This window comes from Kitasatospora sp. NPDC101157 (genome assembly GCF_044768255.1).
Classification (GTDB): Bacteria; Actinomycetota; Actinomycetes; order Streptomycetales; family Streptomycetaceae; genus Kitasatospora.
The window spans coordinates 44919-66879 of sequence record NZ_JBIWPL010000006.1; the positions used below are offsets into that span (position 1 = coordinate 44919).

At 73.1% G+C, this 21961-nt stretch carries 18 protein-coding genes; 8 read left to right on the forward strand and 10 right to left on the reverse strand.

Annotated features, from left to right (window positions below):
• Positions 1-4 precede the first annotated feature (4 nt).
• The 3 genes from ACIRVF_RS15195 to ssd all read right to left on the reverse strand — a co-directional run bounded on the left by ACIRVF_RS15195 (position 5) and on the right by ssd (position 2669).
• Positions 5-181 (reverse strand): hypothetical protein, encoded by a 177-nt coding sequence (locus tag ACIRVF_RS15195; RefSeq protein ID WP_402816936.1) that lies wholly within the window; start codon positions 179-181, stop codon positions 5-7.
• Positions 178-1431: a TadA family conjugal transfer-associated ATPase gene (locus tag ACIRVF_RS15200; protein ID WP_402816938.1), complete on the reverse strand. Its 1254-nt coding sequence runs from the start codon at positions 1429-1431 to the stop codon at positions 178-180. Before ACIRVF_RS15200 ends, ACIRVF_RS15195 begins: the two co-directional genes overlap by 4 nt.
• Positions 1432-1544: 113 nt before the next feature.
• Positions 1545-2669 (reverse strand): septum site-determining protein Ssd, encoded by a 1125-nt coding sequence (ssd, locus tag ACIRVF_RS15205; RefSeq protein WP_402816940.1) that lies wholly within the window; start codon positions 2667-2669, stop codon positions 1545-1547.
• Between the two features lie 724 nt (positions 2670-3393).
• On the opposite strand from ssd, the gene ACIRVF_RS15210 reads away from it, so the two are divergent.
• Positions 3394-4314 (forward strand): HAD family hydrolase, encoded by a 921-nt coding sequence (locus tag ACIRVF_RS15210; protein ID WP_402816942.1) that lies wholly within the window; start codon positions 3394-3396, stop codon positions 4312-4314.
• A 414-nt stretch (positions 4315-4728) separates the two neighbouring features.
• On the opposite strand, the gene ACIRVF_RS15215 is transcribed toward ACIRVF_RS15210, so the two are convergent.
• Complete coding sequence (locus ACIRVF_RS15215; RefSeq protein ID WP_402816944.1) at positions 4729-5619, reverse strand: oxidoreductase; 891 nt, start codon at positions 5617-5619, stop codon at positions 4729-4731.
• A 215-nt stretch (positions 5620-5834) separates the two neighbouring features.
• On the opposite strand from ACIRVF_RS15215, the gene ACIRVF_RS15220 reads away from it, so the two are divergent.
• From ACIRVF_RS15220 to ACIRVF_RS15250, 7 genes are all read left to right on the forward strand, one after another.
• Positions 5835-6854: an ATP-binding protein gene (locus tag ACIRVF_RS15220; protein WP_402816946.1), complete on the forward strand. Its 1020-nt coding sequence runs from the start codon at positions 5835-5837 to the stop codon at positions 6852-6854.
• Between the two features lie 443 nt (positions 6855-7297).
• On the forward strand, positions 7298-9709 hold the full coding sequence (locus ACIRVF_RS15225; protein ID WP_402816948.1) for a SulP family inorganic anion transporter: 2412 nt from the start codon (positions 7298-7300) through the stop codon (positions 9707-9709).
• Positions 9710-9951: 242 nt separating this feature from the next.
• A complete protein-coding gene (gene acs, locus ACIRVF_RS15230; RefSeq protein ID WP_402816950.1) occupies positions 9952-11907 on the forward strand; it encodes an acetate--CoA ligase in 1956 nt (651 codons plus the stop codon).
• A 1401-nt stretch (positions 11908-13308) separates the two neighbouring features.
• Positions 13309-14841, forward strand: coding sequence for a Na+/H+ antiporter NhaA (nhaA, locus tag ACIRVF_RS15235; RefSeq protein WP_402816952.1), 1533 nt, complete (start codon positions 13309-13311; stop codon positions 14839-14841).
• 200 nt (positions 14842-15041) lie between these two features.
• The gene (locus tag ACIRVF_RS15240; protein ID WP_402816954.1) at positions 15042-15518 is read left to right on the forward strand and encodes a phage holin family protein; all 477 of its coding nucleotides are present in this window, start codon (positions 15042-15044) and stop codon (positions 15516-15518) included.
• A 78-nt stretch (positions 15519-15596) separates the two neighbouring features.
• Entirely contained in the window at positions 15597-16604 is a 1008-nt protein-coding gene (locus tag ACIRVF_RS15245) for an alpha/beta fold hydrolase (RefSeq protein ID WP_402816956.1), read from the forward strand.
• Between the two features lie 145 nt (positions 16605-16749).
• Positions 16750-16959 carry a hypothetical protein gene (locus ACIRVF_RS15250; protein ID WP_402816958.1) on the forward strand — a complete coding sequence of 70 codons (210 nt, stop codon included), beginning with the start codon at positions 16750-16752 and terminating at the stop codon, positions 16957-16959.
• A 64-nt stretch (positions 16960-17023) separates the two neighbouring features.
• Here ACIRVF_RS15250 and ACIRVF_RS15255 read toward each other — a convergent pair whose 3' ends face one another.
• The 6 genes from ACIRVF_RS15255 to ACIRVF_RS15280 form a co-directional block, all read right to left on the reverse strand.
• Complete coding sequence (locus tag ACIRVF_RS15255; protein WP_402816960.1) at positions 17024-17725, reverse strand: metal-dependent hydrolase; 702 nt, start codon at positions 17723-17725, stop codon at positions 17024-17026.
• A gap of 216 nt (positions 17726-17941) precedes the next feature.
• On the reverse strand, positions 17942-19126 hold the full coding sequence (locus ACIRVF_RS15260) for a MarP family serine protease (protein WP_402816962.1): 1185 nt from the start codon (positions 19124-19126) through the stop codon (positions 17942-17944).
• A gap of 46 nt (positions 19127-19172) precedes the next feature.
• A complete protein-coding gene (locus ACIRVF_RS15265; RefSeq protein ID WP_402817513.1) occupies positions 19173-19904 on the reverse strand; it encodes an NUDIX hydrolase in 732 nt (243 codons plus the stop codon).
• Positions 19904-20887: an endonuclease III gene (nth, locus tag ACIRVF_RS15270; protein WP_402816964.1), complete on the reverse strand. Its 984-nt coding sequence runs from the start codon at positions 20885-20887 to the stop codon at positions 19904-19906. Before nth ends, ACIRVF_RS15265 begins: the two co-directional genes overlap by 1 nt.
• Positions 20888-21197: 310 nt before the next feature.
• Positions 21198-21422: a hypothetical protein gene (locus tag ACIRVF_RS15275; protein ID WP_402816966.1), complete on the reverse strand. Its 225-nt coding sequence runs from the start codon at positions 21420-21422 to the stop codon at positions 21198-21200.
• A gap of 18 nt (positions 21423-21440) precedes the next feature.
• A complete protein-coding gene (locus tag ACIRVF_RS15280; protein WP_402816968.1) occupies positions 21441-21941 on the reverse strand; it encodes a MarR family winged helix-turn-helix transcriptional regulator in 501 nt (166 codons plus the stop codon).
• Positions 21942-21961: the final 20 nt, after the last annotated feature.

The following is a 21961-nucleotide window of genomic DNA, read 5'->3' on the forward strand; positions in this document are numbered from 1 at the left end:
CACGTCATCGCCCCTTCCGGCCGCACGACCTGAGCAGCACCAAAGCGACCGTCGCGCACGCGGCCAGCAACAGGACGAACCCGATCTCGACCAACCGCAGCTCCCGTTCCGCCTGGGCCGCCGATGCCATCGACACCGACGTGACCAGTAGCGACACCTCCGCCACCGCCGCCGCACTCATGGCGCCACCGCCCCGAGCACCACCCCGCGCGCCGCGAGGAGCCTGACCAGCCGCTCCCAGCCCGCCCCGGGCACCAGGCCGCCCGTCGCGGGGAACTCCACCGCCGGAGTGGTCACGGCCAGCCCGTCACGGTCCCCGGTCAGGGTGTGGATCTCCGCCACCCGGCGGCGCCCCGAGCCCGGGTCCCGGACCAGGTGCACCACCACGTCCAGCGCGGCGCGCAGTTGGCTGTGCAGCGCCGGCCGGTCGAGCCCGGCGAGCGAGCCCAGCGCCTCCAGCCGGACCGGCACGTCCGACGCGGTGTTCGCATGGACGGTCCCGCAGCCGCCTTCGTGCCCGGTGTTGAGCGCGGCCAGCAGGTCCGACACCTCGGCCCCGCGCACCTCGCCGATCACCAGCCGGTCCGGCCGCATCCGCAGCGCCTGCCGGACGAGGTCCCGCAGGGTGAACTCGCCCAGCCCCTCCTGGTTCGGCGGTCGGCTCTGCAGCCGGACCACGTGCGGGTGGGCCGGCCGCAGCTCGGCGGAGTCCTCGGCGACCACGATCCGCTCGTCCGGCCCGACCAGGCCGAGCAACGCCGCGAGCAGCGTGGTCTTGCCCGAACCCGTCCCACCGGAGACCAGCAGCGACAGCCGCGCCCGCACGATGCCGGCCAGCAGTTCGGCGCCGTCCGGTGGCAGCGCCCCGCCCGCCGTCAACTCGTCGAGCGTGAAAGGCCGGGGCCGACACACCCGCAGCGAGATGTGCGTGCAGCCGGCCGCGATGGGCGGCAGCACCGCGTGCAGCCGGGTGCCGTCCGGCAGCCGGGCGTCCACCCAGGGCCGGGCGTCGTCCAGCCGCCGCCCGGCCGCGGTGGCCAGCCGGTGGGCCAGCCGCCGTACCGCCTCGGCATCGGCGAACCGGATCCCGGTGGCTCGGTGCAGGCCGCCGCCACGGTCGACCCACACCTCCTCCGGACCGTTCACCAGCACATCCGTGACGTCCGGAGCCGACAGCAGCCGCTCCAGCGGGCCCGCGCCCACCAGTTCGGCGCGCAACGAACGCACGGTGTCCAACACCTCGTCCCCGCCGAGCGGCGGCCGGGTGGCACGCAGCACGGCCGCGACCGACCCCGCCGTCGGGGCGGCCCCCGACTCGGCGAGCCGCAGCCGCACCGCGTCCACCAGCTCCGCCGTCCGTTCTTCGCGGGCCGTCCGGCCGTACGGGCAGGGCCCGTGTTCGGCCGACGGCGGCCCGCCGGGCGGCGGCACACTCCTCAGCGGCGCGCGACCGAGCGGCACACTCCTGAGCGGCCGGTGCTCCCGCACACCGTCGCCCGGGCCCGGGGCACCGCTCCGAAGACCTGTTCTGCGCAGACGGACCATCAGTACACACCTCCTCCGACCGCCGACACCGGCGGCAGCACTTCGTTCAGGAAGGTCGCGCAGAAGCGCGCGAGCGGGCCGCCGTCCCTCATGCCGGGCGGGACGCCCTTCTCGACGTCCTCGGCCAGGCCCGGCTCCGGTTCCAACTCCCCGGCCAGCTCCAGTCGCAGCCCACGGGCGATCCGGTGCGCGGGGAGCCCGCCGACCCGCATCGGCCGGACCACGGCCCGGACGTCCCCGAGCCGCATCCGGACCGCCGCCGCGACCCGATCTGCGGCCGCCACCGCGCGGAGTTCGGCCGGGACCACCAGCAGGGCCAGGTCGCACTGCTGCAGCGCCTGCCCGGCCGCCGCGTCGAGATGGCGGGGCACGTCGACCACCACCAGGCCGCCGCGCCGCCGGGAGGCGGCCAGCACGCTGCGCATGGCCTCGGGGGGCACCGTCAGGGTGTCGCCGCGGTCCCAGGACAGGCAGGACAGCGCGGAGAGCCGTTTGAGGGCCGGCAGCGCCCGGGCCAGCTCGGCTCCGCTGACCCGTCCGCGCGCACCGGCCAGGTCGGGCCAGCGGAGCCCGCGCGCCGTCTCCCCGCCGAGCAGGATGTCCAGGCCCCCGCCCAGCGGATCACCGTCGAGCAGCATCGTCCGCCGCCCGGTCCGCGCGGCCGTGACCGCGAGGGCGCAGGCCAGCGTCGAGGCCCCGGCCCCGCCCCGGCCGCCGAGCACGGCGACGGTGACCGCCGGCGAGCCGACGCCCTCGGCCGCGTCCGCGATCCGGTCCAGCAGCCAGGCCTCGGCGTCGGGCAGGAACAGCACGTGCTCGGCGCCCAGTTGGACGGCTCTGACCCACACCCCGGGATCGTCGAGGTCCAACCCGAGCAACAGCACCCCGGAGCGCCTGCCCAGCCCGGCGCAGCGCTCGGCCTGGTCGTCCCCGACCAGGACCAGCGGGGCGGCGTCCCAGAGCTCGCGCGGCGGCGACGTACCCCTGATCAGCCTGGGCTCGGTGCCGGCCGCCGCGCAGAGCCGCAGCAGGTGCTCGGCCAGGCCCTCGTCCTCGGTGACGACGAGCGGCCCGGCGGGCGCGGGGCCTTCGGTGGTGACGTGGTCGGCGATCGGCGTCGACATGGTCCTCTCCCCTCTGCGCCGTGGGCCACCGGGGCGGCCACGACGCACGTCGGACGGTTCCGACGGACGGCCGCCGAGCGGACCTCTCGAAGAAGGGGATGAGACTCCGCCCGGCGACCGCCGCCGACCATCACGGTGGGGGGAGATCGGGATTGCGTCATCCACGTTCCGATTGCCTGTGGATAACTCGGGGGCTGTGGATGAAAACGTTCACCCGGGCGGGGGGCTATTCGGCGAAGAATTGACGAAAGGGGGCCACGGAGATGAACCGGCCCTCCGTCGACACTTGCCCGGCCGCCTCCCCGACACCCACGCGGCCGCGCCCTCCGCACTCCGCCGGAGCGGCCTGCGGAACGGACCGGAACCCGCACCACGCCCGAGGGGCCCGCATGAGCAGACGGCGACGCAGAGTGACGAAAGGTGGTGAACGGACGGAGCTGTCGACAAGCCCTGGACCCCGACGACGAGGCTTCGCGGAAGCTGCCGGGATGGGCTTCAAGCCCTGAAAATGGCCCCGGACGTGCGACGACCCCCGCCGGGGGGGAGAGCGGGGGTCGTCTATCCACAGCCCGACTCGGGGGGGGAGGAGCCGGACCGGGTTAGCACGGTCGCGAACGATCCGTGACTTCCATGGTGTACCCGAGCGGCCAGAAACACAAACCCGCACGCCCACGAGTACGCCGAATGGCGGGGTGTTTTCCGGCTCCCTCTATCCTCGGTTCCCGTGGACACCACCGAGAACGCCGACGACCACGCCGACGAGTCCCAGGGCGGCCCCACCGGGCCCGACGAACCGACCTCGCCCGCCCGTCCCCGGCCGAACGGGCCGCGCACGGCCGCCTTCTTCGACCTCGACAAGACCATCATCGCCAAGTCGAGCGCACTGGCCTTCAGCCGCTCCTTCTACCAGGGCGGCCTGATCAACCGTCGGGCCGTACTGCGCAGTGCGTACGCCCAGTTCGTCTTCCTGGTCGGCGGCGCGGACCACGACCAGATGGAGAAGATGCGCGAGTACCTCTCCGCGCTCACCCGGGGCTGGAACGTCCAGCAGGTCCGCGAGATCGTCGCCGAGACCCTGCACAACCTGATCGACCCGCTCATCTACGACGAGGCCGCCTCACTGATCGAACAGCACCACGCGGCCGGCCGGGACGTGGTGATCGTCAGCAGTTCCGGCTCCGAGGTGGTCGAGCCGATCGGCGCACTGCTCGGCGCGGACCACGTGATCGCGACCCGGCTCAAGGTCGAGGACGGGTGCTACACCGGCGAGATCGAGTACTACGCGTACGCCGAGAACAAGGCTGCCGCCATCCGGGAGTTGGCCGGGGCAGAGGGGTACGACCTGGCCGAGTCCTACGCCTACAGCGACTCCTCGACCGACCTGCCGCTGCTGGAGGCGGTCGGCCACCCCTCGGCGGTCAACCCCGACCGCGCGCTGCGCAAGGAGGCGCAGGCCCGGGAGTGGCCGGTGCTGGTCTTCGACCGGCCGGTGCAACTGCGACGGCGGCTGCCCGAGTTCTCCGCGCCGAGCGGCTCGGTGCTGACCGCGGTGGCGATCGGGACGGCCGCGGTGACCGCCGGGGTCATCTGGTACCTGGCGCGTCGGCGCCGGCCCACCGTCCGGGGCTGCCGACGGAAGCCGTGATCTAGCACGAAAGCTGCCAAAACGGGCAATCGACACAGACTTCTCGTTTCGGGTTCCCCTTTCGGCCGAAACGCGATACAAATGAAGCACGGCCCGCGAGACCCGGTCAGGACCGAAGAGGTCAAACCGACAACGCAGTTCAGGCCCCACGGACCGCACGTACAGATATCCGGGCACCCACATGCAGCCGACCCGCTGTCGGGCCGCCGGACCAGACGAACGGGCAGGATCCCCGTCTGATCGGCACTTCCGGTGCATGCTTGGTCACCCGGTATCTGCACCAGCGGCGGCACCCAGCAGGATCAGGTGCCGCCGCATCTTCGTGTTCGCGGAGGCCGGCGATGCCCGCCGCAGCCGCCGACCGTCAGCGCCCACCACGCCCGCAGCGCCCTCCGGCGAGGACGGCCGGCCCGCTCAGGCCATGCCGCGCTGCATCGCCTCGCAGACCGCCGTGCTCTCGCGCACGCCGAGCCGCAGCGCCCTTCCGCAGTGCCCGATCCAGGCCGCCATCCCCTCGGGCGTGCCCGCCAGGTAGCCGGCCAGGGCGCGGCGATAGGCGTCGGTGCCCAGCTCTGCCAGGCCGACCTCGGCGGGGCAGATCGCCTTCGGGTCGAGGCCCTCGGCGATCAGCACGATCCGCTGGGCGGCCCGCGCGATCAGTCCGTTGTGGGTGCCGAACGGTCGCAGAGCCAGCAGCTCGCCGTGCACCACCGCGGCGACCACCAGGGCCGGCGTGCCCACGCCGTGGCCCTCCGCGCGGGCCACCAGCAGCCGGGAGAGCTGGTCCAGCCGGGCCGCGACCTCCTCCGCGCCCGGGGCGGGCGGCAGCACCGGCAGCGGCCCCGTCCCGGCCTCGACCTCGACGCTCTCCACCGGCTTGAGCTCCAGCGGGAACAGCTCCTCGGCGTGCTCCCCCGCCCGGCGCGGCCGACCGGCGGACGGGTCCGCGTCGCCGACCGCAAGCAGGTGCAGCCGGGCCAGCACCTGCAGCGGCGAGTGCCGCCAGACGCTGAGCAGCTGCCCCGCCTCGGCGGCGATCCGCAGGGCCGCGCCGACCGTGCGGGCCTCGGCGTCCAGGCTGAAGTCGGTGCGGCGACGGACCTCCTCCAGCGGCCAGTCGGCCCCGGCCACGGCCGCCGACGCGCGGGCGCCGCGCAGCGCGGACTCGGAGGTGACCTCGGCCGCGCGGCGGCGCATCACCCGGTGGCCGTAGAGCCGGTCGACGGCCTTGCGCACCTCGGCCACGGCGTCGGGCACCCCGGGGAGCTGGGCCAGCGGGGCGAGGGAATCTGTTCCAGTGCTCACCTACCCGAGAGTAATGAACGGCCCGCCCCTCCCGGAACAGCAACCCCGCATCACCCGTTCGAGGCAATCCTCGCTTCCCTCCCCCGGCGGCGCGCAAACCCCCGCTAGCATGGCCACTATCGGAGACGATAACGATTTCCAATTAGGGTGCCCCCGCACGCACCCCTGAGCACGCGGCCCGCCCCCAGGGCCCAGAGCGAGAGCCGGAGCCCCAGATGAAGATCGCCTTCGTCGGCAAGGGCGGCAGCGGGAAGACCACGCTGTCCGCACTGTTCATCCGCCACCTGGCCGCCATCGGCCGGCCGGTCATCGCCGTCGATGCCGACATCAACCAACACCTGGGGCCGGCCCTCGGCCTGACCGACGCCCAGGCGGCCGAACTGCCCCCGCTCGGCGGCCACCTGCCGCAGATCAAGGAGTACCTGCGCGGCAGCAATCCGCTGATCCGCTCGGCCGACGAGATGATCAAAACCACGCCGCCCGGCCGTGGTTCGCGCCTGCTGCGGATCGTCGAGGAGAACCCGGTCTACGCCGCCTGCGCCCGCCCGATCGCGCTGGACGAGGGCTCGGTCCGGCTGCTGGCCACCGGCGCGTTCACCGAGGAGGACCTCGGGGTGGCCTGCTACCACTCCAAGGTCGGCGCGGTGGAGCTGCTGCTCAACCACCTGCTGGACGGCCCGGACGAGTATCTCGTCACCGACATGACGGCCGGTTCGGACTCCTTCGCCTCCGGCCTCTTCACCCGCTTCGACCTCACCTTCCTGGTGGCCGAACCGACCCGCAAGGGCGTCTCGGTCTACCGTCAGTACAAGGACTACGCGCGGGACTTCGGCGTCCAGCTGCGGGTGATCGGCAACAAGGTGCAGGGCCCGGACGACCTGGCGTTCCTGCGCCGCGAGGTCGGCGAGGACCTGTTCACCACCTTCGGGCAGTCGGACTGGGTGCGCCGGCTGGAGCAGGGCGCCGAGCCTCCGCTGAAGTCCCTGGAGCCGGCCAACCGGGCCGTGCTGGAGGAACTGCGGACCGAGGCCGAGGCGGCGTACGGGCTGCGCGACGCGCGCCGCTACACCGAGCAGGCCGTGCTCTTCCACCGGCGCAACGCGGAGAGCTGGGCCAACGCCAAGGTCGGCATCGACCTCGCGACCCAGGTGGACGAGGGCTTCGTGCTCGGGGGGTTCCCGGGCGAGTTCGCGACCGACGGCGCGTCGGCCGCGCCAGCGGGAGCCACCGCCTGATCCCGCGCGCCAAGAAGCGGGCCGCCGTCCGGACGGGCCGTGGGCTCCCCTCCACCCAGGGAAGCCTGCGGCCCGTCCGCCGTTTCGGCGTCGGGAGCCCGCTCACCAGCGAATTCCCGTCGGTTCGAGCACCACCCAATGGGGTGAACCAGGGATTTTCCGCTTCCCTACGGGAACGACGCTGTGCAAAGCTTTCATTACCCTCGGTTTACCGAGTCTTGACGGCCCGCCCCCACGGCCCTCGGCGAGACATCCCGCACCTCGCTCAGGCCCTCGGCGGGTCAGATGGTCGACGCCGGCCGGTGACACCCGCACTCCCCCGCCGCGCCCACGCCATCCCGCCACACCGTCGCGACCCACGACAGCCGATCCGCCCCGGAGCCCGACCCCGGGCCCACCACCGGACCTGACTGCGTTCGTTCCCCCGGACAGACGGGAAGACCATGACCCTCGACATCTCCAGTGCCCCCATCGCCTCCGACACCAACGACCACGCGCCACCGGACCCCAGCCCCCGGACCCGCTGGGCCCACGACCTCTCCGCCTCCCTGGTGGTCTTCCTGATCGCCATGCCGTTCTCCCTCGGCATCGCGCTCGCCACCGGCGCCCCGCTCACCGCCGGACTGGCAGCCGCGGCCGTGGGCGGCATCGTGGTCGGACTGTCCGGCGGCACCCCGCTGATGGTCAGCGGCCCCTCCGCCGCGCTGACCGTGATCACCGCCGGGCTGATCACCCAGTACGGCTGGCGGGCCACCTGCGCCGTCACCGTCGCCGCGGGGCTGCTCCAACTGCTGCTCGGAGCACGCCGGGTGGCGCGGACGGCACTCGCCGTCTCGCCCGCGATCGTGCACGGCATGCTGGCCGGGGTCGGGCTCACCATCGCCATCGCGCAGCTGCACGTCGTCCTCGGCGGCTCCCCGCAGAGCTCGGCGATCGCCAACCTCCTGGCCCTGCCGGGGCAGTTGGCCGGTCCGCACCCGCCGGCGATGCTGGCCGGCACGGTGACCGTTGTCGTGCTGCTGGGCTGGCCCCGGCTCGACCGACTCCCCGGCCGCGCGGGTGAGTTCGGCGCCCGGCTGACCAAGGTGCCCGGCCCGCTGGCTGCCGTGGCCGTCGCCACCGCGCTCGCCCTCGCACTTGACCTACGGCTCGCCCACATCGAACTGCCCGCCTGGCAAACGCAGTCGCTCGTGCCCGCACTGCCGCACGGTTCGCTCGCCGGGGTGCTCGCCGCCGTCCTCACCGTCACGGCCGTCGCGAGCGTGGAGTCGCTGCTGTCCGCCGTGGCGGTGGACCGGATGTCCCAGCGCACCGGTGACCTCGACCGCGAGCTGCGCGGGCAGGGCCTCGCCAACCTGGTCAGCGGGCTGGTCGGCGGACTGCCGATCGCCGGTGGCGCCGTGCGCAGCACCGCCAACGTGCGGGCCGGAGGGCAGACCAGGTGGGCCTCGGTGCTGCACGGCGTCTGGGTGCTCGCGGCCGCGCTGGCGCTGGCTGGCGGGCTGCGCCGGATCCCGCTGGCCGCCCTGGCCGCGCTGGTGCTGGTGGTCGGGCTGCAGATGGTGAGCTTCGCGCACATCCGCAACGTGCACCGGCACCGCGAGTTCCCGGTCTACCTGATCACCATGCTCGCCGTGGTCGCCTCCGGTGTGCTGTGGGGCGTCGGCCTCGGCGCCGCCACCGCCGTCCTGCTCGCGCTCTACCGGCTGACCCGCGCCCACGTGGACGTCGAGACCGGCCCCGACGGCTCGGTCACCGTCCAGACCCACGGGCCGCTCACCTTCACCGCCGTTCCCCGGCTGAGCCGGGCGCTGGCCGGGATCCCCGTGTCCGCCGAGGTCACCGTGGTGCACGACGGCTCCTTCCTGGACCATGCCGCGTACGAGACGCTGCACGACTGGCGGACGAACCACCAGGCCGCGGGCGGCCGGGTCTCGCTGGTGACGCGGCGCCAGGACGACGAGGTGCTCGACCCCGACGGCACGGTCCGTACCGGCAGTTCGCCGGGCCCGCACCGCTGCCGGGCCTGGACGCCCTGGGTCGGCCACCACTGCATCGAGCAGCAGGAGGACCCGCACGGCCGGCTGCTGGACGGCGTCCGGGTGTTCCAGCAGCACACCGCTCCGCTGATCAGGCCCGAACTCGCCCGGCTGGCCCGGGAGGGGCAGACGCCCTCCCAGCTCTTCCTGACCTGCTCCGACTCCCGGATGGTGACCAGCATGATCACCAACAGCGGGCCGGGCGACCTGTTCACCGTCCGGAACGTGGGCAACCTGGTGCCGGCCCCGTTCGAGCCCGGCGCGGCCGACGACTCGGTGGCCGCCGCGGTGCAGTACGCGGTCGAGGTCCTGGAAGTGCGCTCGATCACCGTCTGCGGCCACTCCGGCTGCGGCGCGATGAAGGCCCTGCTGGAGGGCGTGCACGAGCGCGGCGGATCGCCCACCCCGCTGACCCGCTGGCTGCGCAACGGCCGCGGCTCGCTGGACCGGCTGCGACGGGTCCCGGCCGAGTTCGCCGACCGGCCGGTGGTGGATCTCGTGGAGCAGCTCTGCATCACCAACGTGGTGCAGCAGTTGGACCAGTTGATGGCGAATCCGGCGGTGGAGCGCCGGGTCGAGGAGGGCAGCCTGCGGTTGGTCGGGATGTACTTCGACTTCGCCACCGCCCAGGCCTACGTCCTCGACCGCGCCGCCGGGACGTTCAGTCCGGTCGAGGCCCGCGTCGAGGCCCGCACCGGAGCCTGCGCCGGCGCCCGGCCGGACGGGCGACCCGACGGGGAGTCGGCCGAACGGGTGAGAAAGGACGGGCGGGTTCCGGCCGACGGAAGCGAGGAGGGCCCCCAGCTGGCCGCCTGAGAGCCGGGCCCGTGTCCCCGCCGGGCGGGCCGGGGCACGGGCCCACCGGCCGCCGTGCGACCCACCGCCCAGCGCGGCGGACCGCGCGGCCGGTCGTTCGATCTTCGGTCATAGGTCTACACCAATTCCAAGGAGCCTCTTGTCAACTGACCCGTTCGCCTGGTGAGCTTGTGCGCTGGGACACACGGGACAATCCCCACGCACGGGATCGCCCGAGATCATGACTCGATGAGGAGTGCGCGTTGAGCAACGAGAGCCTGGCCAACCTGCTCAAGGAGGAGCGGCGTTTCGCCCCGCCGACAGAGCTCGCCGCGGCCGCCAACGTCACCGCTGCCGCGTACGCCCAGGCCTCCGAGGACCGGCTGGGCTTCTGGACCGAGCAGGCCCGCCGCCTCAGCTGGGCCGTCGAGCCGACCGAGACGCTCGACTGGTCCAACCCGCCCTTCGCCAAGTGGTTCGCCGACGGCAAGCTCAACGTGGCCTACAACTGCGTCGACCGCCACGTCGAGAACGGCCTCGGCGACCGGGTCGCCATCCACTTCGAGGGCGAGCCGGGCGACAGCCGCTCGATCACCTACGCCCAGCTCAAGGACGAGGTCTCGCAGGCCGCCAACGCGCTGCTGGAGCTCGGCGTCCACAAGGGCGACCGGGTGGCGGTCTATCTGCCGATGATCGCCGAGGCGGTCGTCGCGATGCTCGCCTGTGCCCGGATCGGTGCCACCCACTCGGTGGTCTTCGGCGGCTTCTCCGCCGACGCCGTCGCCTCCCGCATCCAGGACGCCCAGGCCAAGCTCGTCATCACCGCCGACGGCGGCTACCGGCGCGGCAAGCCCTCCGCCCTCAAGCCGGCCATCGACGAGGCGCTCACCAAGGTCGACGGCGTCGAGCACGTCCTGGTGATCCGCCGCACCGAGCAGGAGATCCCCTGGACCGAAGGCCGCGACGTCTGGTGGCACGAGATCACCGCGCGCCAGTCCACCGAGCACACCCCCGAGGCGCACGAGGCCGAGCACCCGCTGTTCATCCTCTACACCTCGGGCACCACCGGTAAGCCCAAGGGAATCCTGCACACCTCCGGCGGCTACCTGACCCAGGCCAGCTACACCCACCACGCGGTCTTCGACCTCAAGCCGGAGAGCGACATCTACTGGTGCACCGCCGACATCGGCTGGGTCACCGGCCACTCGTACATCGTCTACGGCCCGCTCTCCAACGGCGCCACCCAGGTCATCTACGAGGGCACCCCGGACACCCCGCACCAGGGCCGGTTCTGGGAGATCGTCCAGAAGTACGGCGTGACGATCCTCTACACCGCGCCGACCGCGATCCGCACCTTCATGAAGTGGGGCGACGACATCCCCGCGAAGTTCGACCTGTCCTCGCTGCGGGTGCTGGGCAGCGTCGGCGAGCCGATCAACCCCGAGGCCTGGGTCTGGTACCGCGAGCACATCGGCGGCGGCAAGTGCCCGATCGTGGACACCTGGTGGCAGACCGAGACCGGCGCCATCATGATCAGCCCGCTGCCGGGCGTCACCGAGACCAAGCCGGGCTCGGCCCAGCGCGCCCTGCCGGGAATCGCGGCCACCGTGGTGGACGACGAGGCCAACGAGGTCCCGAACGGCTCCGGCGGCTACCTGGTGCTCACCGAGCCGTGGCCGTCGATGCTCCGCACCATCTGGGGCGACGACCAGCGCTACATCGACACCTACTGGTCGCGCTTCCAGGGCCGCTACTTCGCCGGTGACGGTGCCAAGAAGGACGAGGACGGCGACATCTGGCTGCTCGGCCGGGTGGACGACGTCATGCTGGTCTCGGGTCACAACATCTCCACCACCGAGGTCGAGTCGGCCCTGGTCGGCCACCCGTCCGTGGCCGAGTCCGCGGTGGTCGGCGCCGCCGACGTCACCACCGGCCAGGCCATCGTGGCCTTCGTGATCCTCCGCGGCGGCGTCACCGAGAGCCCCGAGCTGGTCGAGGAGCTGCGGGCGCACGTCGGCCGCACGCTCGGCCCGATCGCCAAGCCGAAGCAGATCAAGGTGGTCGGCGAGCTGCCGAAGACCCGCTCCGGAAAGATCATGCGCCGCCTGCTGCGCGACATCGCCGAGGGCCGCGAGGTCGGTGACACCACCACCCTCGCCGACAGCACGGTGATGAGCCAGATCCAGGCCCAGCTGCCGCCGAACGGCGGCAACGGCTGAGTGCGGCGCTGACGGCGGAGCGCGCAGCGGGCGCGACGCGCTGAAGCTGCGGCGGGGCCTCGGGTGGTGTTCCCACCGTCCGGGGCCCCGTCGTCGTGCCCACGGAGAAGGGCACGAACCCACGTACCGCGCCCCGTGCACCCCCCACACCCCCGCACCCCCGCACCCCCGCGCGGTCAGTAGCGTCCGTCGACGGCTCGTACAACGGCGGCGGCCAGAGTGCGCAGGGTCTCGTACCCGGCCTGGACCGAAGCCCCGCCCGCGCGACGCCCGCGCCCCTGACGCGGCACCCCAGCCGGCACCACCAGCCGGCCCCTCGGGCTGGGGCCGACGAAGGCACCGCCTTCCCGGACCGACCCGGCGCGAGCACCAGTACGCGGCCTCGCCCGAGGTCAGCCGCCGGTTCCGGCCCAGGCGGAGCAAGAATGCTCCCCGGCGCCCCCTGGGGAGCGCAGTGGGGACGCTCCGGCAGGGCGGGCAGCCGGAACGAGGGCATTCGGCGGCTGCGCCCGCGCCCTCGGGTGCGCTCCCGGCCGGGGCCGCAGGAGGTGTCCGCCAGGCCGCACGGCCCGCAGACCCCGGCCACCGGCAGGGTCGTCGTAGCGCCGCCCGGCCGCTTCGCCGACGGTCCGCGCCGCTTCGCCGACGGTCCGCGCCGATCCACGCCGATCCGCGCTGGTCCGCAGCCGAGAAGGAAGTGGCGCGCCTGGGTGCCCGGCGTTCCCCGGACGGGGATCTGCGGTAGCGCCCTGAGCAGGTGCGCCGGGCCGGAGGTGGCGTACGGGCGGTTGATCCGGCGGGGCCGCGATCGGCAGCAGGCCGACCGGCAGCCGGGGCGAGACCGAGGCGGCGTGGCCAGGTGGGGCGGGATGATCGGCCGCTCGTGGGGGTGTCCGGGAGCGGCGTCCGCGGGAGGGAGCGGTCGATCGGGTTTCGTCGTGCCGAGGCCGGCCGCACGCGGCTGTCTCGGCGCGCAGCAGTCCCGTGAAGGCCCTGATCACGGAGCCGGGCTCGAACCGAGTGTCGGCCCGGACCGGATACCGGCCGGGGCGGTCGGCGTGCCCCGGCGGGCGACCGTCCGCTCGTCGCCGTGGATCACCGCGCGCCGGCCCGGACCGGGCCGGGGCTGCGACCGGCGGGGGGAAGGCGTTCGCCCGAATGCACTCGGCCTGGGCCGTTCGGACGCCGGTCCGCTGTTCCTCGGGAGTGCAGAACCGGCCTGTAGGGCTTAAGTCCTTTAACAGGACAATCCCGATGTCACCCGAAAGTCTCGTTAGACTGCTAAGGACGCATCAAGATCCTGGAGCAGGAGTCGCGGGCGTCACAGGGCGCGCCGGGAAGTCTGGTCGGCAACTGCACCACCCGTGCATCCGTTGCCGCTCCCCGCCCCAGGAGGTCCGCGTGACCGACCAGCCGCCCGTCCACGAGCCGACGACCCGCCGCCGGCAGTTCCTCGGCCGGCTGTCACTGCCCGAGCGCACCTTCATCACCGACGCGCTGCGCACCGAAACGGTCGGCGGCATGCTGCTGCTGGCCGCCGCCGTGGTCGCCCTGATCTGGGCCAACGTCTGGCCGCACGCGTACGAGAGCGTGCTCGACTACCGGATCGGCCCTTCGGCCCCGCTCCACCTCCACCTCACCCTGGCCACCTGGGCCCAGGACGGCCTGCTGACGATCTTCTTCTTCGTGGCCGGCATCGAGCTCAAGCGCGAGTTCGTCGCGGGCGAGCTGCGCACTCCGAGCGCCGCTCTGCTACCGGTGATCGCCGCCGTCTGCGGCGTCACCGCGCCCGCGATCCTGTTCGCCCTGATGAACTCCGGCAGCGGCGGCCATCCCGGCGGCTGGGCCATCCCGACCGCCACCGACATCGCCTTCGCGCTCGGCGTGCTGGCCGTGGTCGGCACCCACCTGCCCTCGGCGCTGCGCGCCTTCCTGCTCACCCTGGCCGTGGTGGACGACCTGATCGCGATCCTGATCATCGCGATCTTCTACAGCTCGGGGATCAAGTTCTGGGCGCTCGGCCTGGCCTTCGCGGGCCTGGTGCTGTTCTGGTTCCTGCACCGGCGCGGGGTGAAGGGCTGGTACCTGTTCGTACCGCTGGCCGTCGTGGTCTGGGCGCTGATGCACGAGAGCGGCATCCACGCCACGGTGGCGGGCGTCGCGATGGGTCTGATGCTGCGCTGCCACCGGGAGGGCGACGAGGAGCACTCCCCCGGCGAGCACATCGAGCACCTGATCCGCCCGCTCTCGGCCGGGCTGGCCGTCCCGGTGTTCGCGCTGTTCGCGGCCGGGGTGACGATCTCCGTCCCGGCGCTGCGCGAGGTGTTCACCCAGGCCACCCCGCTCGGCATCGTGGCCGGGCTGCTGGTCGGCAAGACGGTGGGCATATTCGGCGGGACCTGGCTGGCCGCCCGGTTCACCCGGGCCGAGCTGAACCCGCAGCTCAAGTGGGCCGACCTGTTCGCCGTCTCGGTGCTCGCCGGGATCGGCTTCACCGTCTCGCTGCTGATCAGCGAACTGGCGTTCCCGCACGACCTGGCGCTCGCCGACCGCTCGAAGACGGCCGTCCTGGTCGGCTCGCTGCTCTGCGCGACGGTCGCCACCGTGCTGCTCAAGCTGCGCAACCGGCGCTACCGCGCGCTGTGCGAGGAGGAGGACCGGGACGTGGACGGCGTACCGGACGTCTACCAGCAGGACGACCCAGCCTGGCAGGCCCGGGCCGCCGACGCGATTCCGGTCACCGACGCGAGGCCGACGGCCGGCGCGGCACCGACCACCGGCGCGACACCGACCACCGATGCAACGCCGACCACCGATGCAACGCCGACCACTGACCCGGCACCGACCACCGACCCGGCACCGGCAACCGACTCGGCGCCCACCACCGACCCGGCCCGGCGCCTGCCCGGCGAGGGGTACGGCACCGACGCCTGAAGCCCCCGAAGGGGTCCCGCGCGCCTTCCGAAGCCAGGACACGTCCCTCCGCCGGGGCCCCGGAGTGGTGTCCGACTGACCGGTAGGGGCATGATTCTGAGCTGTCGACACACCACTGACGCCTCCGGACCCCCCACCGGCCCCGGAAACCGCACACCGCGACGGCGTCACGCCGCAACAGCCGCAGAGGAGAACCGCTGATGCCCGCAGGAGCCGCAGACCCGTCCAGCAACGGCCGGGCGCCCTACGAGGGCGAGCGTTCGGTGGGGCAGCTGTTCGCGGCGGCCACCGCCGACCTGTCCTCGCTGGTCCACGACGAGATCGCGCTCGCCAAGGCCGAGATCAAGTCGGACGTCAAGCGCGGCGCCGCCGGAAGCATCTTCTTCGTCGTGGCCGGGGTGATCGGCCTGGCCGGCATTCCGATGGCGAGCATCGCGGTCGCCTTCTTCTTCCACTGGCTGGGTGTGCCGCTGGGCTGGTCGTTCGCGATCTCGTTCTTCCTCCACGTGATCGTCGCGGCGTTGGTCGGCTTCGTGGCCGTGCGCATCTTCAAGAAGATGAGCAGGCCGGAACGCACCATCGAGGGCGTCCAGAAGACCACCGAGGTGCTGAAGAACGTCCGGCCGCGGCCGGCCACCCAGGAGGAGATCGACCGGGGTCTGGGCCGCATCCCGTAACCCGCGGAGGGGTGCTCCAATCCACTGACAGCGAGTGCCTGGCACGTGTCGAGCTCTCGGATGTGACACGCTCTCGGTATGCCGCTCGACCAGACGCCCGTGCCCGCGCAGCCGTCCGCCACCTCCGGCCCCGACTCCGGCTCCGGGGCCGGCACCGGTTCCGGCCCCGGCGGCGGCGCTGCCGAGGCCTGGAGCATCCGGCAGCCGGGCCCGTGGACGCACCGCGACCTCGCGGCCAACGGCGCCCGTTTCCACATCACCGAGCTGGGTTCCGGCCCGCTGGTGCTGCTGGTGCACGGCTGGCCCGAGTACTGGTGGGCCTGGCGCCACCAGCTGACCGCGCTGGCCGCCGCCGGCTACCGCGCGGTGGCGCTCGACCTGCGGGGCATCGGCGGCAGCGACCGCACCCCCCGCGGATACGACCCGGGCAACCTCGCCCTGGACATCACCGGCGTGATCCGCTCGCTCGGCGAGCGCCGGGCGCACCTGGTCGGGCACGCCTCCGGCGGCACCCTGGCCTGGGTGGCGGCGGTGATGCGCCCGTCGGTGATCCAGAGCCTCACCGTGGTCTCCGCGGCGCACCCCCGGGACCTGCGCCGGGCGCTGCTGACGAACCGCAAGCAGATGGCCGCCTTCGACCACGTGCTGGGCTTCCAGCGGCCGTGGATACCGGAACGCCGCCTGGTCGCCGACGACGCCGCGCTGGTCGGCCGCTACCTCGACGAGTGGACCGGTCCGAACAAGCTGGACGAGGCGGCCGTGCACGCGTACCGGCAGGCCATCCAGATTCCCAGCACCGCGCACTGCTCGATCGAGCCGTACCGCTGGCTGCTGCGCTCGATGGCGCGTCCGGACGGCATCCAGTTCGCCCGGCGGATGAAGAAGCCGATCACCGCGCCCACCCTGCACGTCCAGGGCGCCTCGGACCCGGTGCTGCTGTCGCACACCGCGCTGGGCGGCGGGGAGTACGTGGCGGCGCCGTACCGCTGGCGGCTGATGCCGGGGGTGGGGCACTTCCCGCACGAGGAGGCACCGGAGGAGTTCACCGCCGAGCTGCTGGACTGGATCGGCCGCCACAAGGAGTGACGGCCGGAAGGCCCGGCAGGGGGCCGCTGGGAGAAGGGCCGAACGTTCCAACTCCCTTGATCTTGTGCTCATATGACAAGCGCATAGGCCAAGTTCGGAAAGTCCGGGCGGTTACTCCCACCGGCCCAGGGGCATCCATTCCGGTATGACCTGGATGCCCGATCGCGACGACGCCCCGCGCGGCCGACGCCACAACAGTCCCCAGCGCTCCGCACACCGCCCGGACCGGGTGGAGGACCTCGGCTTCGACGGCCTCGACCGCCGTCAGCGCGGGGTGCAACGGCAGATGGGCATCCGGCGCATCCTCGGCCGGCGCGCCCGGTGGGTGGGCGCGCGACTGCGGCGCGAGACCTGAGGCCTCGCGCCGCCGCTCCCACTGGCCGGACGACGACCGGTCAGCCGGTCAGCCGTTCAGCCGTTCAGTTCACGATCTGCGGCGACAGCGCGGTGAACCAGAGCAGGACGAAGGTCGCCACCGACATGATCGGCACCAGCACCTTGGTCTCGACGTTGTTGCCGCTGCGCTTGATCAGCACGATCTCGTAGCGCTCCTTGTGCGGCCACAACAGCGGCGCGCCCTTCTTGGTCAGGCAGTCGCCCAGCAGGTGCGCCAGCGTGCCCAGTCCGACCGCGTACGGCAGCCAGCCGGGAGAGTTGGGCATCCAGGTGTTCATCCCGAAGGTGCCGAGCGCGGCCAGGCCTATGACGGTGATCCACGCCTCCGGTCCGTTGCTCGGCGGGCAGAGCCGCAGTGCCCGGATCGCCAGCGCCAGGAGGAAGAACGTCACCGAAAGGGTGAAGTAGCGGCCCAGGAAGGTGACGCCCGCCCAGGTGCCGCCACCCATCAGCGCGACGAACAGCAGCGAGTGGGTGGCGTGCCGGTGGCCGCCGGAGGCCCAGGCCACGAAGCGGCAGAGCGCCTTGGAGACCGGGCCGAGGAAGTTGGCGATCGAGCCGTCGTGGTGGTCGAGGTCCGGCAGCAGCGCCGCGCCCGCGCACAGCACCGTGCCCATCAGTATGTCCGCCGGCTGCAGCGTGGTGTGCAGCAGCAGCGGAGGCAGGAACGGGGCCGAGGCCGCGTACAGCATCGCCCCGCTCACCGCGTGTGAATGACCCATCATCGGACTGCCACGACCTCCCGTTGACTCACTCCGGGACGGCAACCCGGTTGAGCCGAACGGGTGAGCGCGGCCGAGGCTACCAGGGCGGACTGACGGTTCGACGGATCCCGCACCGGCAGGATTTCCACGCCGACCGGCCACCCACGGAACCGGCCACCCACGGAACCAGCCGCGCGCCCGCCTGGACGCCGGCCGCCCCTGGGACGACGGGGGCGGTCAGAGCGCGCAGCCCTGGGTTTCCACCCTGGTGGTCGCGCCGCCGCCCGCCACCGCGTCCTCGCGCACCTCGGCCGAGGTCAGCACGTACCCGGTGTCGGCGCTGTCCAGGGACTTCGCGAACACCACGCCGTACACCTGGCCGTCCGGAGTGAGCAGCGGGCCGCCGCTGTTGCCCTGGCGGACCAGCGAGCGCACCGAGTAGACGTCGCGCACCACCTGGCCGCGGTGGTAGATGTCCGGACCGTTGGCCTGGATCCGGCCGCGGATGCGGGCGGGCTGGACGTTGAAGGCGCCGTTCTCGGGGAAGCCCGCGACGATCGCGCTGTCGTTGGTCCGCGCCTCGCCCGCGAAGGTCAGCGGGGGCGCGTTCAGCTTGGGCACGTCCAGGACGGCGATGTCGCGCTGCCAGTCGTAGCGGACCACCGTGGCGTCGTAGAGCTGGCCGACGCCGCCGATCTGCACGGTCGGCTCGTCGACGCCGCCCACCACGTGGGCGTTGGTCATCACCCGGTGCGGGGCGAAGACGAAGCCGCTGCCCTCCAGGGTCTTGCCGCAGGAGGTCGCGGTGCCGACCACCTTGACCAGGCTCTGCCGGGCCTTGGCCACCGCCGGGCTGTTGGCCAGCGCCGGGTCGGGGGTGTCGACCTGGGTGATCGGCTCGTGCTCGAAGGGGTTGAAGACCTGCGGGAAGCCGTTGCGCGCGAGCACCTTGGAGAAGTCGGAGAACCAGTTCGGCGCGTCGCCGGGCAGCGCGTCCTGGACGCCGCCGAGGATCGCCGAGGACCGGACCTGCTTGGAGACCGTCGGCAGCGACGTCCCGGCCAGCGCGGAGCCGATCAGCCAGGCCACCAGCAGCATCGAGATCACGTTGACCACCGCGCCGCCGGAGGCGTCCAGCAGCCGGGCCGGACGGCGGTCGATGTGGCCCCGCAGCTTCCAGCCGAAATGGGCGGTGACCGCCTGGCCGATCGCGGCGCAGACGATCACCACCACGACGGCCACCACCGAGGCGGTGGTGCCGGGGCTGAGGTGGTCGAGCAGCAGCGGCAGCAGCTGGACGGCCAGCAGGCCGCCGCCGAGGAAGCCGACGAGGGAGAGGACGCCCACCACGAAGCCCTGCCGGTAGCCCGAAACGGCGAATCCGACAGCGGCGAGGATCAGCAGCACATCCAGGACGTTCACCCGGACACCCTCCCACGCTTCGCGACCGTGCCGCGCCGACGGTCCGTCACGAGCCAGCGGCGTCGCCGCCCGGCAGGGCCCGGGAGTGTTCCAGGTCACCCTGGACGAGCGCGAGCGCGTCGTCCGAGAGGTCGACGATCCGGGACGGGTCCCAGGGCAGCTCCAGCCCGCTGTGGTGCAGCACCCGGTCGATCACCCCGGCGGTGAACCCCCAGACCAGCCGCCCGGCGACCGCGAAGGCCGGCCCGATGTGCCCGGACGGGTGCCGCAGCCGGACCCGGTTCGCGGGGTCGGCGAGCTCGGCGATCGTCACCCGGAACACCGCACCGGTCTCGCCCTGGTCCACCGGGCGCACCGGCGACTCCTCGCGCCACCAGCCCAGCACCGGGGTCACCACGAAGCTGCTGACCGGGATGTACAGCCGGGGCAGCGCGGCGAAGACCTGCACCCCGGCCGGGTCCAGGCCGGTCTCCTCCCAGGCCTCGCGCAGCGCCGCCGCGATCGGGCCGGGACCGTCCGGGTCGCCGTCCTCCGGGTCCAGCGCGCCGCCCGGGAAGGACGGCTGGCCGGCGTGCGAGCGCAGCGAACGGGCCCGCTCGATCAGCAGCAGGTCCGGTCCGTCCGGGCCCTCGCCGAACAGCATCAGCACGGCCGCCGCCCGGCCGCCCTCGCGCGGCGGCAGGAAGCGGCTCAGCTGTTCCGGCAGCACCCGCTCGGCCGCGTCCCGGACCGGCTCCAGCCAGGCCGGCAGGCCGCTCCGCTCGATGGCTCCCCTGATCACGCGTCCACCCCCAGGTCCGCGACCCGCCCCTGGTGGGCGGCCGCGTCGGCGCGGGCGGCGGCCTCGCCGGGGAAGTCCGCCGGCGGCTTCAGCCGCTGGCCGGGCTGACCGCCCATCTCGTACTTGAGCAGCTTGCGGGCCTTCTCCGGGTCCAGCTCGCCCTCCCCGTAGGCGGGGCAGAGCGGGGCGATCGGGCAGGCCCCGCAGGCGGGCTTCTGGGAGTGGCAGATCCGGCGGCCGTGGAAGACCACGCGGTGCGAGAGCATCGTCCACTCCGACTTCGGGAAGATCTCGGCGACGGCCAGCTCGACCTTCACCGGATCCTCCTCGGTGGTCCAGCCGAACCGCCGGGCCAGCCGCCCGAAGTGGGTGTCCACGGTGATGCCGGGGACGCCGAAGGCGTTGCCGAGCACGACGTTGGCGGTCTTGCGGCCGACGCCGGGCAGGGTCACCAGGGCTTCCAGCCGGCCGGGGACCTCGCCGCCGAACTCGTCGCGCAGCGCGGTGGAGAGGCCGATCAGCGCCTTCGCCTTGTTCCGGAAGAAGCCGGTCGGGCGGATGACCTCCTCCAGCTCCTCCGGGTTCGCGGCCGCCATGTCCTCGGGCGTCGGGTACTTCGCGAACAGCGCCGGGGTGGTCTGGTTCACCCGCAGGTCGGTGGTCTGCGCCGACAGCACAGTGGCCACCAGCAGCTGGAACGGGTTCTCGAAGTCCAGCTCCGGGTGGGCGTACGGGTACAGCTCCGCCAGCTCGCGGTTGATCCGCCGGGCCCGCCGCACCATCGCCAGGTGCGACTCCGGCTTCCTCGGCTTCACAGCCGACTTCGCCGCCTTCGCAACCTTCACAGCTTTCGCGGCCCGCTTCACGGGAGGCTTCGCTGCCTGCTTCACGTCCGGCTCCGCGGCTGGCTTCGCGGCCGACTTCACGGCCTGCTCCGCGGCCGGCTCGGTCGCGGTCTTCCGGGCCTTGCTCTCTGCCATGCACGAAGGCTACGCCGAGCGGCGGACCGCTTGGGGCCGATCAAGGACGGAAGAAGTGGCTGCCGGGGCGGCTGTTGTGCGCTGGGGGCCGGTCCGGCCGGGGGAGACCGGGGGAGAACGGATGATCAGGGAGGTGCTGCCCGCCGCGCTGCGGACCGGGCCGGACGTCGCGGTGATCGACACCAACCTGCCCGGGCTGGACGGACTTAGCTGGACGGACTTCCCGAGCTGGACGGGCTGCGCGAGCTGGACGGGCTGCGCGAGCTGGACGGGCTGCGCGAGCGGCTCCCGGGCTGCCGCGCGCTCGTCCTCACCGGACCGGTGCGGCCCGCCGAGCTGTGCGGGCACTGGCGGCCGGGGTGCTCGGCTTCCTCGGAAGGACGTCCCGGCCGAGGAGTTGGCGGCCGCGATCCGGCGCGTGGCAGCCGGGGAGCGGATCGTCCCTGTCGTCGCGGTTGCGGACCCTGGCCAGCACCGAGGCGGCGGAGGAGCCGACCGCGACCAGGGGGACGATGCCCCGGGTGAGGCGGGTCATCGGGTCCGGCCGGGGCGTTCACCGCAGTGTGCGGCCGATGGTGCCCTCAAGGGTGTTGAGCAGGCCGGCCAGGGCCTCGGCGAGGCGGTCCTGCTCCTCGGGGGACAGGCCGGAGAGCAACGCCCGGTCGTAGGCGATGAGATCCTGGATCAGGCCGTCGACCAGCTCCCGCCCGGCGTCGGTGAGCGAGAGGTGGGCGACCCGGCGGTCCCGGTCGTCGGTGCGGCGGCTGACCAGCCCGCGCTCCTCCAGCAGTCGCAGGCGCTTGGTGACGGCGGCACCGGAGGCGAAGCTCTCGCGGGCCAGCTGGGTGGGCGTCAGCTCGACCTCGACCCGGCGAAGGGCGCCGAGGATGTCGAACTCGGCGCGGGTCAGGCCGGCCCGGGTGAGCGCGTCGGGCGTCTGCTGGAGCAGCGCGGCGCAGCGGTTGATCCGGCCGAGGACGGCGATCGGGCCGGTGTCCAGGCCCGGGTAGGCGCGCTCCCACTGGCGCAGCACACCTGCGACGACGTCCTCCACGTGCGCTGCTCCCGTTCTGC